Origin of the sequence: Paraburkholderia sp. A3BS-1L, from assembly GCF_051125215.1 — a bacterium.
GTDB lineage: Bacteria > Pseudomonadota > Gammaproteobacteria > Burkholderiales > Burkholderiaceae > Paraburkholderia.
In genome coordinates, this window is the sequence record NZ_CP120446.1 from 506,919 (window position 1) to 522,149 (window position 15,231).

Here is a 15,231-nt window from a genome sequence, read left to right on the forward strand (position 1 = left end):
CCGACCTGCATTTCTAATCATGGTCTCTGTCTTCCGCCCGTTGAAGCGCATCCCAGCAGGCGACGCTTCGAGGCGAGCTCGCGCGTTGGCGTTCATGCTCGTCGCGAGCCTCGCTGTCGGCAATGTCCTGACCGGTTGCGCGAACGGAACTGCTGCGCTGACGCGCACGGCCCGCACTGCAGTGCCCGACATAATTACCCTGTTCTCGCCTGGCAACTATGCGGAGGACGTCGATCACTGGATCGACCCGACCGCACCGGACTACGACACACCGTTCCTCGCGCCCGACGCACAGCGCTCGCAGTTCGCCGCGCTCTATGCGCGGTACTTTGGCTCCGGGCCGGACGACCCATCGCCGTGGAACCGTGGGTACATCGACACGCGCGTCTATGGCGATGGTGGCGGCAAGATCGCGGCGCTGCAGGAACGCCGGCTCAAACAGTTCGACAACACGGACAAGCCTCGCCGCTGGATCGGGTACGGGATGAACTTCAGGCCGCATACGAAGGCGTGGATCGACGCGATCGCGCGCAACGACGATCCCGGACAGTTCGACAGCACGGCCAGCTACGATCCGTCGCGGCGGGCAATCGCGACGACGGCGCTGCTCGTGCGCGAGTTGCCGACCCTCGACCCCTCGTTCTACGACCATCGGATTGCAGGCGAAGGCTATCCGTTCGACAACCTGCAGGCGAGCGCCGTCCGCCCTGGCACACCGCTTTATGTGCTCGGCACCAGCGCGGACGGCGGCTGGCGCTACGTGCAGACCCCAGACGTGCAGGGTTGGGTAAGGAGCGAGGGTGTCGCGGGGGTCGACGACGGGTTCGTTGCGACCTGGCGCGCCGCATCCCGCCAGATGCTCGGTGTCGTGATTGCGGCGTCCGCCCCGGTGCGCGACAACACCGGCGTGTTCCGCTTCGACGCCCCGGCTGGCACGTTGCTGCCGCTGCTGCCAACGACGACCGGGGGCACGCATGACATTCTTGTTCCGGTGCGCGATATCGACGGCCACGCGGCGATCCGTGTGGCGACACTCGCTTCCACCGAGATCGTGACCGCACCGCTGAGCGCTACGCCACGACATCTCGCATGGTTGCTTAAAGCCCTTGTTGGCCGCCCATACGGTTGGGGCAACACGAACTTTGACAACGATTGTTCGGCCGAGCTGCAAAGCATTTTCGCAGCGTTCGGCGTGTGGCTACCGCGTCATTCGTCGACCCAGATGAGCGCCGGGGAGATGTTCGACCTGTCGGCTTCGACACCAGCCGGGCGACTCGATTATCTTGTCCGACATGGGAAGCCGATGCGAACATTGATCTATATCGGCGGGCACGTGATGCTCTATCTGGGTAACACCGAACGCGATGGTCAGGCAGTGCCGGTCGTCTATCAGGACCTATGGGGGTTGCAGCCGGTCGACGATAGCCGCCGCGCGGTGATCGGCGGCTCGGTGATCCTGCCTCTCCTGCTGCGCTATCCCGATGACCCGAACCTCGAATCGCTCGCGGCAACGCCGATTTTCCAGATCAGCATTCTCGGCGAGCCCGCAGCCGGCGCGCCGGTGCACGTGGACAGCGACAATCCGGCCGGCTAACCGCATCGGCGACAAGGTGCCTGGCTGAGCGGGCCACGCTGATGCGTCAAAGTCCACAAGGGCTGACCGGTCGGCCGCCGATAAAATCGGTCGACGGTTATACCCCTGTGATCCACCGATCGGCAGGTGAGACGACGATCGTGCGGGAAGGGTCGACCTGCGCCCGGTGCCGCTCAACGAAAGTTGAGCTACGGCATCGGACCGGAGCCGGCGGCCAATCCGCGACATTCGAAACGCCCGACGTAACGCCTGGCGTCCGACAACGTCCGAATCTGGCACCCCAATGATGTCGTCGATGCCAGCCCCCATCGTCTGTCATCCGAGACTGCATCGAGCCGATTCGTGGAATCCCGAAGGCCCGGGGCCCGACTGAGGAAATCACACGCTGTGCGCGTGGATGGCAGGTGTCTGCGCGCGGCAAGGGCGCCCGGACGAGCCCATCCCAAATTGCGCCGGGAGTGGCTACACCAAGCCCCCTCACGGCCCCCCATGGTGCTGAAGAATGGCTTGAGCCGGATGCGGGGTGACCCGAACGTCCGGTTCTTAGCGCAGTAACCACGGCCGCGGTGGGCGTCCCGAAGAAACCTGGCCCCGTCGCAGCTTTGGTAAGCTGAGGCGTCGCGCCACTGAAGACCGACTCCCCATTGGTGCTATCAACGCCCGTTTCTTAGCGTGGTCCAAGGTCACGTCGGCGAAATTGGCGAGTTCGTGCGAACGAACATCCCGCTTGAGAGGTTGAGCAATGACGACGTACCGTTGGTGGCGCGGCACTCTTCTACTTATGATGGAGTAGTCGATGACGCCGCGCAGCCAGTTAAAGAGGATGGAAATTGCCAACCCCAATGCAGCGGGGATCGATGTTGGCTCGGCGAGTCACTTTGTCGCCGTACCGCCAGACCGCGACGATGAGCCAGTTCGGGAATTCAGGAGCTTCACCGAAGATCTGGAGCGCTTGGCCGATTGGCTGGTTTCGTGTGGCATTGACACGGTGGCTATGGAGTCAACCGGGGTGTACTGGATTACCCTGTTCGAGTTGTTGGAGTCGCGAGGCCTCAATGTACTTCTGGTCAACGCCCGTCACGTGAAAAACGTCTCGGGCCGCAATGCGCCGCTGCTACCCGACCATCTGCACGCGCAGCCTTTGGCCTGGCTCGTGTTCGCACAGAACGCGTCGACATTGAGCTCGTACAGGGCCCGCCCGAACTGTGTGACGCCTTTGCCCGCCCCGTCGAGTTCCGGCGCGGTGGACGCGCCCGTGAGCATGGAATCGCAAAGCGCTCGCCGCGCGCGTGCGCCTTCTCGATCAGGTGCGCCAGTTCGAGCGGCACGGCCTTCGATCAGCGCGGCAGCAGCGCTGGCCGGCATCAACTTCGACGCTAGCGATGTGTTCCGGATACGCAATTCCATCTGCAGTCCTCTTCACTACACAACCGGCCGGTCCATGACGGCGCGCACGCCGCGCGTGAACCAGACGGCGCCGCAGGCCGCAAGCCTCTCATGCAGCGAGGCGACAGTATCGATGAGCGTCATCACGCCGTCGTGCTCGTCGATGTGGATGCCCGCGAACTCGCGTTGCGCAGGGCGCGCCAGCGCCGCGCTGATATGCTGAGCGCCGTGGAGCGCCGCATCGCTATGGCGCACGCTCAGCCGGTTAGCCACGCCCACCAGGCCGCGCATGCGGCTCACGACGCTCTCCGCGGCGTTGTGCTGATAACACAGGTCCACTTCGCCGATGAGGGTCACGCAGCGATGTTCGACCTCCACGCGCACCCCGGTTCGGGCTCAAACTCGTCTGCCAACGCAAGGCGCCCATGATCGCGGTGGCTAGATAGGCGTCGGGATGGTCGGGGTCCGGCGGCGGGTCGTTCGACAGTTCCAAGCGCGATCGCGCGGCAACCGGCCACGCGCCCGGCCACGCGCCCGGCGGCGCGCTCGGTCGCCAGCTTCTGCGCATAGTCGGGCGCCCACCCCGACAACGTGACGATGCGATCTTTCACACCGACCTTGATGCCCGAGGCGTCGAGCGCGAGATCCCACGCCAGTTCGAACATCGCGCGGGCCGCTCGGCTGATGCCGATCAATCCACGGCGCGACGGGCAGCTTCGCTGCCGGCGCTCAGCTCGACGATCTCCGAGGTAATCTCCTCCTGGCGCACTGCCCGATAGTGCTGCGTGAGATCATTCAGGCGCTGCTGCACGTGGGTGCGCGCCGCGAGCATCGCGCGCACGCGCGCTTCGTTTTCAGCCGCGAACGAGAGCATCAGCGCTTCACACAATTGCACGAACACATAAAAGTCGACGAGACCGGACAGCAGCCGCGCCGGCGCGACGTTGACAAGCGGTGGCTGCGCGCGCGGGGATACCCGGAAGCGCGTGAAATCGAAGGGAATGAGGATGCGCTGCGCGATCTGCAAGCGTGACTCGCCGGGCTGCGCACTCACCACCGAAATCCGGGCGACGCGCTGGCCGGGCGCGAGCCGCGCGTAGAGCGCATCGGTAATGCGGACCGCCAGTTGTGGAATGGCGTCGGGATGCACCGCCATCGGTGCGGACCAGGCAGCGCTCAGGCCGCGCGAGGCGGCGGCGCTCGCGAGCCGCGAACCGACGAGCAGCCAGCGGTACGCATGCGCACCGCCGTCCTGACGCAGCGCGTGCTCCGCCAATTCTTCGTTGAGCGCGCCGACGAAGCCCTGCTCCGTGCCGACGACGATGCACACGTCGCCGGCCCCCGCGCTGCCGCGCGCCGCCGGCGCGCCGGCCGCTGGACCGCCGGCCGCGCCTTCGGTCGCGAACGCGAGCACTTCACCGATCGCCGCCCCCGCCGTCGCCGCCGCCGCGCGGATGCCGGCCAGCCGCTCGCGCGCCTCGTGCGAGTGCGAGGCCGCAATGCCGCGCATCGCCGCGATCACGGCATCGAGTTGATGCGTCGCCGCGATCCGGCTCTCGATTTCGCCGAGCTTGCCGCTCATTCGTGCTCCCTGGCGGGCGCGCCGCCCGCCGCCGTATCGGAAATCCGCTCGCGCACCCACTCGCGAAGCTGGGCGAGGTTTAGCGATGCTTCGGCATCCGAATGAACCGTCGATCGCTGTGCATGCCGCTGCGCGAGGCGCTCGCGAATCTGCGCGGCCACGCTCGCGGGCGCCGCGTCGAACACGCCCGCGGCGAGCGCGGCGAGCAGCGCCACCTGGTCGCCCGTGCCCAGCGCGCTGAAGCGCGGCTGCGCGAGCAAGGCGCGAATCCGCTCGCCGCGCGCGATCTGCGCGCTCACGCGCGCATCCGTGAGGCCGCCAAAGCGCGTGAATATCTCCAGTTCGAGGAACTGCGCATAGTCGAGCCGCAGGGGCCCGGCCACCTGGCGCAGCGCGGCTGTCTGCGCCTTGCCGCCCACGCGGCTCACGCTCAGCCCCACGTTGACCGCCGGCCGCTGGTTGGATGCGAAGAGCGCGGCATCCATCACGAGCTGGCCATCGGTGATCGAGATCAGATTCGTGGGGATGTAGGCCGAGAGATTGCCCGCGTCGGTCTCGGCGATGGGCAGCGCGGTCAGCGAACCGCCGCCCAGCGCGGGGCTCAGCTTCGCGGCGCGCTCCAGCAGCCGCGCGTGCAGATAGAAGATATCGCCGGGATAGGCCTCGCGGCCTGGCGGCTCGCCGGTGAGCAGCGCCAGTTCGCGGTGCGTGGCCGCGTGTTTCGAGAGATCGTCGATCACGACGAGCGCGTGCTGGCCGCGGTCGCGGAAGTATTCGGCCACCGAGAAGCCCGCGAACGGCGCGATCCATTGCATGCCCGGCGACGCCGCCGAGGACGCGACCACGAACACGCAGCGCTGCGGCGCGCCGCGCTCGCGCACGGCGTCGATCACGCGCTGGACCGCCGTGGCGCGCTGCCCCACCGCGACGTAGACGCAGACCACGTCGCTCGCGCGCTGGTTGACGATCGCGTCGACGGCGAGCGAGGTCTTGCCCGTCGCGCGGTCGCCGATGATGAGTTCGCGCTGGCCGCGTCCGATCGCGAACAAGGCATCGACGATCAGCATGCCGGTTTCGAGCGGCTCGGTCACAGCGGCGCGCTCGACGATGGCCGGTGCAGGCCGCTCCACCGGTAGCCACGCGCTGGCGGCAAGCGGTGCGCCGCGATCGAGCGGCCGGCCCAGCGGATCGATCACGCGACCGAGCAGGTCCTCGCCCACCGGCACCTGAAGCACGGCGCCTGTACGCTCGACGCGCTCGCCCGCCGCCACGCCTTGCGCGCCGTCCAGCAGCACGATCCTCGCGAGTTCGCTGTCGAGCGTGCGCACATAGCCCGTCGCGCCACTTGCGAAGCGCACCGTCTCGTCGAGCGCGACGTCGGGCAGTCCCGAAATATGCGCGACGCCGTCGGCGATACGCTCCACGCGCCCGAACGTTCTTGCATCGGCGCCAGGATGCACGCGCGCGAGCGCGCTGTGCTGACGCTCGAACCAGCGGTCGGCCTCGCCCGCCAGATCGGCACCATGGGCATCCTCGGCCGAGGTGTCAGCGGCGCTCAATGGCGTGCTCCAGCAAGGTCTCGCGGATATCGTCGAGATCATGACGCAGGTGGTTGCGCACCACGGCGTGCGAGCCTGTGAGTTCGAGCCCGGCGATCAGCGCCGGGTCTTCGCGCACCTGCAAGGTCACGGGCCGGCCGAGCGCCGCGCCGAAGGCCGTGACGCACGCCGCCTCTTCGGCGGCGCTCAGCGCGCGCGGTGCGGCGAGCGCAAGCGGCTCTCCCGGCGCGGCGAATCCGGCGCGCGTCTCCGGCGGCAAGGCGGCCAGCACCCCGGCCGTGCCGTCGATAAAACCCGCTACGCGCGCCTGCGGCGGCAAACGGTCGAGCAGCCGCCCCGCGATCTCGACGGCAAGCCGCACTGCATCGTTTTCAATCGCCCGTGCCTGCGCGGCGCGCGCGCGTTCGATCTCGCCAGCGGCATCGGCGCGCAATTGCGCAGCCTCGGCCCGCACTGCGGCGAGCAGCGCGTCCTTGCCTGCTTGCGCCTCGGCCTGCGCGGCCTCCAGCACCGCCTCACGCGAGGCCGCGAGCTTCGCGGCCTGAGCGCTCGCGGCCTGCTGCTCGGCCTGCGCCGCGCTCCGGCACGCCTGGGCATCGGCGAGCAGCGCCTGCGCGGCCTTCTGGCGCGCCGCCACGATCTCCGCCACGGGCCGGAACAGGAAACGCGCGAGCAGCCACACCAGCACGAGGGCATTGACGGTCTGCAAGGCAAGCGTCGACCAGTCGATATGCATGGCCGCGGCCTTACTTGACGAACGGATTGGCGAACAGCAGCAGGAGCGCGACCACGAGGCAGTAGATCGCCATCGTTTCGATCATCGCGAGACCGACAAACAGCGTGCGCGAGAGCGTGCCCGCGGAGTCGGGCTGGCGCGCGATGGCGTCCATCGCGGCCGCGACGGCGCGGCCCTCGGCGAGCGCGGGCCCGATGGCGCCGAACGAGACGGCGAGTGCGGCAGCGGCAATGCTGACGATTTCGATGAGGTTCATGGTTGTTCCTGTGCGCCATGGCCGGCGCCGGCCTGCGCGCCGCCCGCCGCGGCGCCGACGAACACCATCGCCAGCACCGCGAAAATGTAGGCCTGGACTGCGCCCGTGAGGAGATCGAGCGCCATCAGCGGAATCGGCACGAGCAGCCCCGCGAGCGAGAGCACGATGCCCACCACGAACACGCCGCTCATCACGTTGCCGAACAGGCGCACGACGAGCGAGAACGTGCGCGTGAGCTGCTCGACGACATTCAGGGGGATCATCACCCAGGTGGGCTCGGCGAAGGTCGCGAGGTAGCCGCGCAGCCCGCGCGTGCGCAGGCCGTGAAAGACGGTGGCGGCCAGCACGATCAGCGCGAGCGCGGCATCGGTTTCGATATGCGCGGTGGGCGGCTCCACGCCCGGCAGCAGCGAGGACCAGTTCGCCGCGAGCACGAACACGAAGAGCGTGCCGATCAGCGCGCGGTACGGCGCGGGATCGCCTTCGAGGGTGTCGCGGATCTGCGCGTCGAGCGTGGTGACGAACAGCTCCAGCACGGTCTGCGCCTTCGAGGGCACGAGCGCGAGCCGCCGCGTGAGCAGCGCGGCGGCGATGGCGAGGCCGGCCATGATGGCCCATGTCACCACCACGGGCGCCGTGATCGGCAACGGGCCGAGATGCCAGAGCGGCGCGGTGGCAAGCGGCGAGGTTTTCATCGCTTCACCGCCGCGAGCCGCATCACGGCGTGGCGCGCGAGCAGCAGGCCCGCCATGCCCGCGAGCAGCGCCGGGGCGCCCGCGCGTGCGAGCGCGAACAGCACCAGCGCGGTCAGCAGACAGCGCACGGCCTGTGCGCCGAGCGCGAAGCCGATGCGGCCCGCCACCAGCAGCCGCGTATTCCAGCGCAGCGCCGCGAAGTGCGCGGCGCCGGCCCCGCCGCCCGCGGCGAGGCCCGCCAGGCAGGCCCAGATCGTCACATGTTCCGTCATCCTGAAGAATCCTGTCGATGCATCCATTTCCAGGCGAACCAGAGGCCCGCCGCCGCGCCGAGCATGAGCAGCGGCGCCGAGAAAAACACGCGCGTACCGAATAGCCGGTCGAGCACGCGGCCGATCACGAGGCCCGCGAGCGTCGGCAACACGATGGTCCAGCCCAGAATTCCGATCTGCCCGAGGCGGCTGCCGAGCGACGGTTCGGGCTGGGCCCGGCCGCGCGACTCGCGCACGGCAGCCTCGCGCGCCGCACGGGCAACGTGATCGGGCTCATGTGTTGGACCGCTCATCGCCGGTGCTCCCGCGGCGCCGGAATGTCCTGCCCGTCGGGCACGACCGGACCGCGCAGATACCGCACCATCTGCCGTACCGCCTGCGCGTGCAGTCGCACGGTTTCCACGCGCACGCGCCGCCCGGCGTCGAGCTGGGCCGCGCGCACGCGCGCCACTTCGCGCTCCAGCCATTCGAGCGAATCGCCGGCTATCGCCTCGCGGCACGCAATCGCCACCACACGGCCGCCGGCTACGGTCATCACGCCGCCGTCGACGGCACAAAAGCGCCACGCGCCGTCCGGCGCGGCCCAGCGCACCACCGAAGGGGCGAGCATCGTGATGAAGTCCGCATGACCGGGCCGGATGCCGAACGAACCGCTTTCGTCCTCGGCGCGCAGGGCGCGCGCCATGGCGTGGTTCACCACCATCTGGAGCGGCGTGGCAATCGTGAGGTCGAGCAGCGCGTCGTTCATGCGGGGGCTCCCGCGTGCGCGTCCGCCGTGGGTGTCGTGGGCAAGCTCGTCGAGGCGCGCTCCTTCGCGCGCGCCTCGTCGAGCGTGCCGACCATGAAAAGCGAGCGCTCCTGCCACTCGTCGCACTCGCCGGCAAGAATCGCCTTGCAGCCCGCGAGCGTCTGCGCGATCGAGACCGAACGGCCCGGCTGGCCCGAGAACGCCTCGGTCACCGTGAACGGTTGGGTGAGAAAACGTTGCAGGCGGCGCGCGCGTTGTACGAGCAGGCGATCTTCGGCGCCCAGCTCCTCCACCCCAAGCAGCGCGATCACGTCCTGCAATTCACGATGATGTTCGATGAGCCGCCGCACCTCGGTCGCGATGGCCGCGTGCTCCGCACCCACCACCAGCGGGTCGAGCAGCACCGATGACGACGCAATCGGGTCGATGGCCGGATACATGCCCTCGGCGGCCATCGCGCGCGAGAGCACGACCATGCTGTCCACGTGCGCGGCGATGGTGGTCACGGCCGGATCGGTGAAATCGTCGGCCGGCACGTAGACGGCCTCCACGGCCGTCACCGCCGCGCCGCCCACCGAGACGATGCGCTCCTGCAAGGCGGCCACCTCGCTCGCGAGCGTCGGCTGATAGCCCACCCGCGACGGCATGCGCCCGAGCGAAGCCGATACCTCCGCGCCCGCCTGCACGAAGCGGAACACGTTGTCGATCATCAGCAATACGTTCTGGCGTTTCTCGTCGCGAAAATATTCGGCGATGGTGAGCGCCGTGAGCGGCACGCGCCAGCGCGCGCCGGGCGGCTCGTTCATCTGGCCATACACCAGCACGGTGCGCGCGAGCACGTCGGAGCCGCGCATGTCGGAGAGCATCTCGTGGCCCTCGCGCGAGCGCTCGCCCACGCCCGCGAACACCGAGATGCCCTGGTAACGCTGGACCATGGCGTGGATCAGTTCCATCACGAGTACGGTCTTGCCGACGCCCGCGCCGCCGAACATCGCGGCCTTGCCGCCTTGCGCGAGCGGCGCGAGCAGGTCGATCGCCTTGATGCCGGTCGTGAAGATCTCGGCGGAGCCGCGCAGCGCGGCGAGCGCAGGCGCCGCGCGATGGATCGGACGGCGTGGCGCCGCAGGGTCGAGCGGTGCGCCGCCGTCGTGCGTGGCGCCGCTCACATCGAGCAGACGGCCGAGTACCGCCTCGCCCACCGGAACTTCTAGCGGCCCGCCCTGGGGCTCGACACGCGCGCCGCGCCGCAATCCGGCCGTCGATTGCAAGGCGAGCGCGCGCAATGCTGTGGGACCGAGATGCGCCTGCACCTCGGCCGTCAGTCGCGAGCGGTCGTCGCCCACGATCCACAGCGCGTCTTCCACGTCCGGCAGAGGGCCCGTCTCGAACACGACGTCCACCACTGCGCCGCGCACGGCGCTCACGCGTGCAGCGCCAACAGGCACGGCCTGGTCTGCAGGCGTCGTCGAGATATTCGGGTCGGTGGCGCAAATGGGCACGTCGTTGCTCCGCATGGCACGGGTTCGATTCGTCCAGGATAAGCGCTGGATGCGCATCTCGACTGATCTCGGTCAATTCGCTGCGCCTCGCCCTGCAAATCGGCGGGTATGGCCGTCTCCCGCGCGCTCGTCGAAGAGGCGAGGCGCGCCCCGAGTCGTTCTGGGCGCGTCTCGCGCGCGAACAGCTCGACAGGATGCAACCAGTCATGCGCGCGATAAAGATGAGGATTGCCGGCTGGGCGCGCAACCTTTTGGATGGCCAAGTGAAGGTATTCGTGCAGGGTTCGCCGAAGCAGCGCCTCGACACGTGCATCTGGCCAGGAAAGGGCATGCCCGGCACCCCCATCGACGAATTCGAGCTAACTGACCTTCCGGAGGGCACTGCGCAAATTTCATCGGCTCGCGTAGTCAAAGCCGGCGGCCCGTCTACCCCGCCTTCGGATGAGTGGCGCACGAGCGCGTGGAAGCGAGGGTCATCAAGTGCTTTGCGCTTCTCAATAGATGCGAGTGAAGTGACGAAGGAGCGAATCGCCGTGCTGCGCCATACCAGGCCGCACGGCCTCGCCGGCGCGCCTCTCCATCGAGACAAGGCGACATTCAGCGGACGGTATCCAGTCGTTCCCGTTCAGCATGAATGCGGCCTGTCATCGCGCCACACTTCGGGTGCGCCGTTTCACCTGGCGGGAATGGCCTGGCGTAAGCTACCTCGCACCCAATAACAAGGAATCCTTTACGCCTTGAAAGAACACATGCCATCTTCATCAATTCGACAAAGCCGCGTGCGGGAGCAAACGTGTATCACCAGGACGCCGCCCACAAGTATAGAAACAGCGTGTCGTTGGAACTTGCGTTGCGCCCGTTACCATCGTAGTTGCTGCTCGCGCCAAGGTATTTGGTGAAATGCGTATACTGTAAGCCGATGCGAAGGTATTGCACCGGGATCCAAAAAATCTCAGGCGTCCAGCCTTGCGTATTGGGGGAGAAATTCACGCTGCCGGCGTAGGCGACGCTATCAGAACTACCCGTCGTATTGAAGAATGAAAGGCTTATACCGTATTTGTTCTGGTAGACGTATGACGCCTTAAGCCGCAGGCTGTTCAGATTCCCCGACGTGCTGTCGCCCAGAACGAAATTGTTCGGGTCGTGGATATTCTCTTTGACATAGAGCGCCTGGGCGGTAATCGTATGCGGGTCGAGGATGTATTCATACTGCGCGTCCGCGCCAATATCCCGATAGCGGGTTACGCCCTGCACGAATATCGGGAAATCGTTTGCATCGTTGGGATAGACGTTCACGTTAAACCCGAACGCGCCTAGCATGACACTATGTGGACCCCAGTCACGGGTAAAGGCGATTCGCGCGTATGGGTTGTACCCGCGCAGATAGATCTGCGGGTGAGCTGGGTCGCCCGCACTGTTTCCATGGCTCAGGAACGACCAGATGCCATCTGCCGTGCTGTACGCCGTCAATTCCGCGTAAATCGTCTTGTTCCAATACATATAGGCGCCCGTGCCTACGACCTGTTGGGCCAGTGCCCCGTCGATAATTGGCAGGTTCTCAATGCGGGCAACCGGGCTAATCGTTGAGGAAATGTAGGGGTAGCTCCACGCCGGCGCGCTATTCCACACGTCCTGCACGGTGGGATTGTTGTGCACGGTCAGGCCGAGTATCAGGTCGCTGGTGTCCCCGATGATACTGTCCACAAAACGGAAGTCGGTGTTGTCCGACCCCCAGCGACCCTGCCACCGGCCGTCACCGTTCTGGTGATCGTAATTCGAGTATGTGAACTGAGCGAATCCGCCAATATGATCGGTAATTTTCCCTGCGAGGAAGATGCTGGCCGAATCGAACATTGGAAGGCCGTTTTTGGGATTGATGGGCATCCCGTTAGAGTCGAGGTTATTGCGTGTGTTACTCAGATCGGCAGTGGCCATTGCTGCTAGCGGAATCGTGCGCTTGCCGATGGTGTAGCCATTTAACTTGAACCACCGCCCGTAGGGAGTCAGTTCAGGAAATTGCCCGCCGGCGTGACACGCCACGCAACTTTGCCCCGTCTGTCGTGCGAATATGGGCAATGCATGGGCTGCAGAAGCCTGGAGCAGGCAAAGTGCCGCCACTACAGCAATCCAGGCGCGGCGAAGCAGGTAGCAGCATGTTCGGTCGCGGGCAAGAGCGGACGTCGTGATCATTTTTCCCCCTGCGGTGTCGCCGCCTTGCACTCTTCCTTGACGGCATCGGTAGCGAAGGCGAATCATTTAGCCATGAGTGAATCTCGCTGTGCCGTGGCAACGGCGCATTGATCAAGATCATCTGGCATACGGAATAACTTGTTCAGAGTCCGCCGCCCCGTCATGCGGGGAATATCTTATTTGGATTGCAGGTAGATCGCCACGGCCTTAGCCTGTTCGTCATTCAAGGTATGTGCCACTGCACTCATCACAGGCGCATTGCCACGCGTACCGTTTTTGAAAACCTCGATCTGATGCAACAGATACTCCTTGTGTTGCCCGGCCAGCCGTGGGAATGTGCCGGCTCCCTGGGCCTGCGCGCCGTGACATGTTGCGCAAGCCGGCACGCCCTTATCCGGCACCCCACGTTCGAAGATTTTCTGTCCCCTGGCCGTCAAGGCGGCATCTCCACTCGCGCCTCGCGTTGCCGGCTGGTGCGAGAAATAGTCGGCCAGCGACTGGACAGCGGCGTCGTCCAGCAGTGCGGCAATGCCCCACATGTAATCGCGGGCAGTGTTTTCACCGCGCGCGTGCTCGCGGAATCCTTTCAACTGGGCTTCGATGTATTCGGGGGTCTGCGCATTGAGCTGCGGAAACATCGGCGATTCGCTACGCCCGCCTACACCATGGCAGCCGGAACAAATCTGCATGGCAATGCGGGTGCCATCCTCGCTCTGTGCGAGGGCTGGCGTAAAGGTGAGGCCAGCTGAAGCAAGCAGCGCGATTACGGGCAATCGTGGACCGAGGATCATTTTTTATCTACGTTGTCTTCAAGTCGAACGGCTGGAAGATGTCAACCCTTCCGGCCAGCGTAGGATATTTTTGAACTCAAGACAAAGGGAAAGTTGAAGGCGGACGTGTTGCCCCACACACGCGACGTATTCGGCTTTCTTGTCACAAGCGACGGCACTACAGTGGCGAGTCCCGAGTGTCTCCATCACGATCGCGCCGGTGCTCAGGTGCAAATGTTTCCCCGGAACCCGCCGGTCGACCTGCGCCCTGTCGAAGTGCAGTTCAGGGGCGATTTGAGGTGATCGCGTCGGGTGGCAGGCAGCCATGAAGCTCACCCGGACCGTACCTCGCTCGTTCACTAGACCCCTCATCCCCAGTAAGCAGCGCTTCGACTCCGAACGCTTCGGCTCCTCAAACAGGCGCCTGCTTCATTAACGCCGTTGGTGTACAACGCCCACCCGAGTCAACGCACGACAAACTTTCCGTACATGCCTTCTTCAGCGTGCCGAGGGGTCGGGCAAACGTACCAGTAGGTGCCAGCGTCGCGAGCGACGAAGGTTGTCGAGAGCGCCGCGTACCTAGCTTGTCCGACATCCTTCTTGCTGCGCCATGGGAGAAGTGGTTCGACCTGCGCGAGGCCGGCCCCCGTGTACATCATCGACATATAGGGGTATGGCGGTGGAGCTGGGGTGATGATCAGGCCGTGCTCCATATTGCCGCCATAGTCCATGTTCACCAGATTCAGATGAACCGTCGCGCCACGCGGAACAACGAGTGTCGGATTCGTGAGACCGGCGACCTCAAAGGTCTGGTCGTCATGTCCCGGTTGCACCGTGACCATGTTGATGGTGATCTCCGTCCCGCCATATGTAATGGCGTTGGCACTGGTGTCGACGTGGCCCTGAGCGGCGCTCTCACGCAAATACTTCGCGACCTGTGCATGGGTGAAAACACCGCCCTCCCAGGCTGAATCGACAGGACGGTCTGCGAAGCCGCCCATCATGCCCGGTCCCATTGACCACCCGCCCGGCCCATGGGGACGGCCATCGCCCGTTTCGCGCTGCCATGCTCCCGTTCCGTAGCCACCCATCATTCCGGGGCCCATGCCGTAACCCCTCCCGTAACCCGATGCCGCAGATGTGTCGGTGCTATTGGTGGATTGCGCCCATGCCGGGATGGATGCGAGCGCAAGCGCAGAGGCCGCCAAGGCCGCCAAAACCTGTCTGTTCATGATCTCTCCCCTGCTAACGTGATGAAACCGCGCCCGCGAAGCACGGCCTGCACTTCTGGGCGCTCCAGGTCTGCGCGCCCGTTTTATGATTCGTCGGCGTCGATCTCACCGTACGCGCAGCGGTCGTCGAGTATGCCAGGAGCCGACCGGCTTCGAGTACTTCGTTACCGTTGGCAAGGTGAGGACCGGCTAACCAAACCGGGCACCACAGCCCAAGCCGCGACAATTAGAAGCACGAGCAGCCATTCGAAGCTGCCCCCGCCGCGTTGCGGCAAACCACATCATCCGATGTTCCACAACTTGACTTGACCAAAGGCTAATTCGTCCAGCCGGTATTCTTTTGATTTACATCACGGCATGACCATTCTTTGCGGCCAGCCGCTGGTCCGCACCCGGGACCGGTTCGCCAGCAGCGATGGCAAGCCAAAGTAGCGTACAAGCCCTCGACGACCTCCTCGAAAGGCAGACGACAGCCTGAAGTATCGCCAGTTCGATCAAACGTCCAGCTGCCAGACACCTCGGCGTCGCCATCGCGAATCACGTGTGCACGGTGTGCCAGTGGCCGAGTTCCGCCGGGCACGCCGCATCGCTGGGTGCCCATGCGACTTATCCACAGCGCCGCTTCGATAAAGCGACGATTGTCCCTGGCCACTCGACCACGATCACCTTCCTTGCCCTGCAACATCGCTTCGGCACGTTTACAGTCACCACC

The 15,231-nt window shown here is 65.7% G+C and carries 17 protein-coding genes and 2 pseudogenes; 3 read left to right on the top strand and 16 right to left on the bottom strand.

From position 1 onward, the window contains the following. Positions 1-94: 94 nt before the first annotated feature. Both P5W99_RS37945 and P5W99_RS37950 read left to right on the top strand, forming a co-directional pair. Complete coding sequence (locus tag P5W99_RS37945; RefSeq protein WP_434668392.1) at positions 95-1,594, top strand: SH3 domain-containing protein; 1,500 nt, start codon at positions 95-97, stop codon at positions 1,592-1,594. 796 nt (positions 1,595-2,390) lie between these two features. Further along, positions 2,391-2,702 (top strand): annotated as a pseudogene (locus P5W99_RS37950) (IS110 family transposase); the annotation flags it as partial. Here P5W99_RS37950 and P5W99_RS37955 read toward each other — a convergent pair. From P5W99_RS37955 to atpD, 12 genes are read right to left on the bottom strand one after another with little or no spacing between them, the layout of a single operon-like run. Next, a complete protein-coding gene (locus tag P5W99_RS37955) occupies positions 2,672-3,001 on the bottom strand; it encodes a hypothetical protein (RefSeq protein ID WP_434668433.1) in 330 nt (109 codons plus the stop codon). The pseudogene P5W99_RS37950 and the gene P5W99_RS37955 sit on opposite strands and share 31 nt — an antisense overlap. Positions 3,002-3,016: 15 nt before the next feature. Further along, positions 3,017-3,337 carry a hypothetical protein gene (locus P5W99_RS37960; protein ID WP_434666950.1) on the bottom strand — a complete coding sequence of 107 codons (321 nt, stop codon included), beginning with the start codon at positions 3,335-3,337 and terminating at the stop codon, positions 3,017-3,019. Beyond that, positions 3,334-3,675, bottom strand: a complete 342-nt coding sequence (locus P5W99_RS37965; RefSeq protein ID WP_434666953.1) for a BON domain-containing protein — start codon at positions 3,673-3,675, stop codon at positions 3,334-3,336. The genes P5W99_RS37960 and P5W99_RS37965 overlap by 4 nt, the downstream gene beginning before the upstream one ends. Beyond that, positions 3,672-4,562: a F0F1 ATP synthase subunit gamma gene (locus P5W99_RS37970; protein ID WP_434666956.1), complete on the bottom strand. Its 891-nt coding sequence runs from the start codon at positions 4,560-4,562 to the stop codon at positions 3,672-3,674. Before P5W99_RS37970 ends, P5W99_RS37965 begins: the two co-directional genes overlap by 4 nt. Then, positions 4,559-6,121, bottom strand: coding sequence for a F0F1 ATP synthase subunit alpha (locus tag P5W99_RS37975; RefSeq protein ID WP_421042787.1), 1,563 nt, complete (start codon positions 6,119-6,121; stop codon positions 4,559-4,561). The genes P5W99_RS37970 and P5W99_RS37975 overlap by 4 nt, the downstream gene beginning before the upstream one ends. Further along, the gene (locus P5W99_RS37980) at positions 6,108-6,857 is read right to left on the bottom strand and encodes a F0F1 ATP synthase subunit B family protein (protein WP_434666959.1); all 750 of its coding nucleotides are present in this window, start codon (positions 6,855-6,857) and stop codon (positions 6,108-6,110) included. Before P5W99_RS37980 ends, P5W99_RS37975 begins: the two co-directional genes overlap by 14 nt. 10 nt (positions 6,858-6,867) lie before the next feature. Next, complete coding sequence (locus tag P5W99_RS37985) at positions 6,868-7,113, bottom strand: F0F1 ATP synthase subunit C (RefSeq protein ID WP_410852683.1); 246 nt, start codon at positions 7,111-7,113, stop codon at positions 6,868-6,870. After that, positions 7,110-7,808, bottom strand: coding sequence for a F0F1 ATP synthase subunit A (locus P5W99_RS37990; protein ID WP_421029098.1), 699 nt, complete (start codon positions 7,806-7,808; stop codon positions 7,110-7,112). Before P5W99_RS37990 ends, P5W99_RS37985 begins: the two co-directional genes overlap by 4 nt. Then, entirely contained in the window at positions 7,805-8,080 is a 276-nt protein-coding gene (locus P5W99_RS37995; protein ID WP_434666963.1) for an N-ATPase subunit AtpR, read from the bottom strand. Before P5W99_RS37995 ends, P5W99_RS37990 begins: the two co-directional genes overlap by 4 nt. Further along, positions 8,077-8,373: an AtpZ/AtpI family protein gene (locus P5W99_RS38000; protein ID WP_434666966.1), complete on the bottom strand. Its 297-nt coding sequence runs from the start codon at positions 8,371-8,373 to the stop codon at positions 8,077-8,079. The genes P5W99_RS37995 and P5W99_RS38000 overlap by 4 nt, the downstream gene beginning before the upstream one ends. After that, complete coding sequence (locus P5W99_RS38005) at positions 8,370-8,828, bottom strand: F0F1 ATP synthase subunit epsilon (RefSeq protein WP_434666969.1); 459 nt, start codon at positions 8,826-8,828, stop codon at positions 8,370-8,372. The genes P5W99_RS38000 and P5W99_RS38005 overlap by 4 nt, the downstream gene beginning before the upstream one ends. Continuing rightward, positions 8,825-10,342 (bottom strand): F0F1 ATP synthase subunit beta, encoded by a 1,518-nt coding sequence (gene atpD, locus P5W99_RS38010; RefSeq protein WP_434666972.1) that lies wholly within the window; start codon positions 10,340-10,342, stop codon positions 8,825-8,827. The genes P5W99_RS38005 and atpD overlap by 4 nt, the downstream gene beginning before the upstream one ends. Before the next feature lie 206 nt (positions 10,343-10,548). On the opposite strand from atpD, the gene P5W99_RS38015 reads away from it, so the two are divergent. Beyond that, complete coding sequence (locus P5W99_RS38015; protein WP_434668395.1) at positions 10,549-11,046, top strand: acylphosphatase; 498 nt, start codon at positions 10,549-10,551, stop codon at positions 11,044-11,046. Between the two features lie 79 nt (positions 11,047-11,125). On the opposite strand, the gene P5W99_RS38020 is transcribed toward P5W99_RS38015, so the two are convergent. From P5W99_RS38020 to P5W99_RS38035, 4 genes and pseudogenes are all read right to left on the bottom strand, one after another. Beyond that, positions 11,126-12,517, bottom strand: coding sequence for a cytochrome C (locus P5W99_RS38020; RefSeq protein ID WP_434666975.1), 1,392 nt, complete (start codon positions 12,515-12,517; stop codon positions 11,126-11,128). 176 nt (positions 12,518-12,693) lie between these two features. Continuing rightward, complete coding sequence (locus P5W99_RS38025) at positions 12,694-13,308, bottom strand: c-type cytochrome (protein WP_434666978.1); 615 nt, start codon at positions 13,306-13,308, stop codon at positions 12,694-12,696. Positions 13,309-13,751: 443 nt separating this feature from the next. Continuing rightward, complete coding sequence (locus P5W99_RS38030) at positions 13,752-14,519, bottom strand: hypothetical protein (RefSeq protein WP_434666981.1); 768 nt, start codon at positions 14,517-14,519, stop codon at positions 13,752-13,754. A gap of 506 nt (positions 14,520-15,025) precedes the next feature. After that, positions 15,026-15,204 (bottom strand): annotated as a pseudogene (locus tag P5W99_RS38035) (transposase); the annotation flags it as partial. Positions 15,205-15,231: the final 27 nt, after the last annotated feature.

Coding starts and splice junctions, on each gene's coding strand:
- P5W99_RS37955 (WP_434668433.1), bottom strand. CDS start 3,001: ATGGAATTGCGTATCCGGAACACATCGCTAGCGTCGAAGTTGATGCCG.
- P5W99_RS38025 (WP_434666978.1), bottom strand. CDS start 13,308: ATGATCCTCGGTCCACGATTGCCCGTAATCGCGCTGCTTGCTTCAGCT.
- atpD (WP_434666972.1), bottom strand. CDS start 10,342: ATGCGGAGCAACGACGTGCCCATTTGCGCCACCGACCCGAATATCTCG.
- P5W99_RS37985 (WP_410852683.1), bottom strand. CDS start 7,113: ATGAACCTCATCGAAATCGTCAGCATTGCCGCTGCCGCACTCGCCGTC.
- P5W99_RS37995 (WP_434666963.1), bottom strand. CDS start 8,080: ATGACGGAACATGTGACGATCTGGGCCTGCCTGGCGGGCCTCGCCGCG.
- P5W99_RS38020 (WP_434666975.1), bottom strand. CDS start 12,517: ATGATCACGACGTCCGCTCTTGCCCGCGACCGAACATGCTGCTACCTG.
- P5W99_RS38030 (WP_434666981.1), bottom strand. CDS start 14,519: ATGAACAGACAGGTTTTGGCGGCCTTGGCGGCCTCTGCGCTTGCGCTC.
- P5W99_RS38015 (WP_434668395.1), top strand. CDS start 10,549: ATGAGGATTGCCGGCTGGGCGCGCAACCTTTTGGATGGCCAAGTGAAG.
- P5W99_RS38000 (WP_434666966.1), bottom strand. CDS start 8,373: ATGAGCGGTCCAACACATGAGCCCGATCACGTTGCCCGTGCGGCGCGC.
- P5W99_RS37990 (WP_421029098.1), bottom strand. CDS start 7,808: ATGAAAACCTCGCCGCTTGCCACCGCGCCGCTCTGGCATCTCGGCCCG.
- P5W99_RS38005 (WP_434666969.1), bottom strand. CDS start 8,828: ATGAACGACGCGCTGCTCGACCTCACGATTGCCACGCCGCTCCAGATG.
- P5W99_RS37970 (WP_434666956.1), bottom strand. CDS start 4,562: ATGAGCGGCAAGCTCGGCGAAATCGAGAGCCGGATCGCGGCGACGCAT.
- P5W99_RS37980 (WP_434666959.1), bottom strand. CDS start 6,857: ATGCATATCGACTGGTCGACGCTTGCCTTGCAGACCGTCAATGCCCTC.
- P5W99_RS37945 (WP_434668392.1), top strand. CDS start 95: ATGCTCGTCGCGAGCCTCGCTGTCGGCAATGTCCTGACCGGTTGCGCG.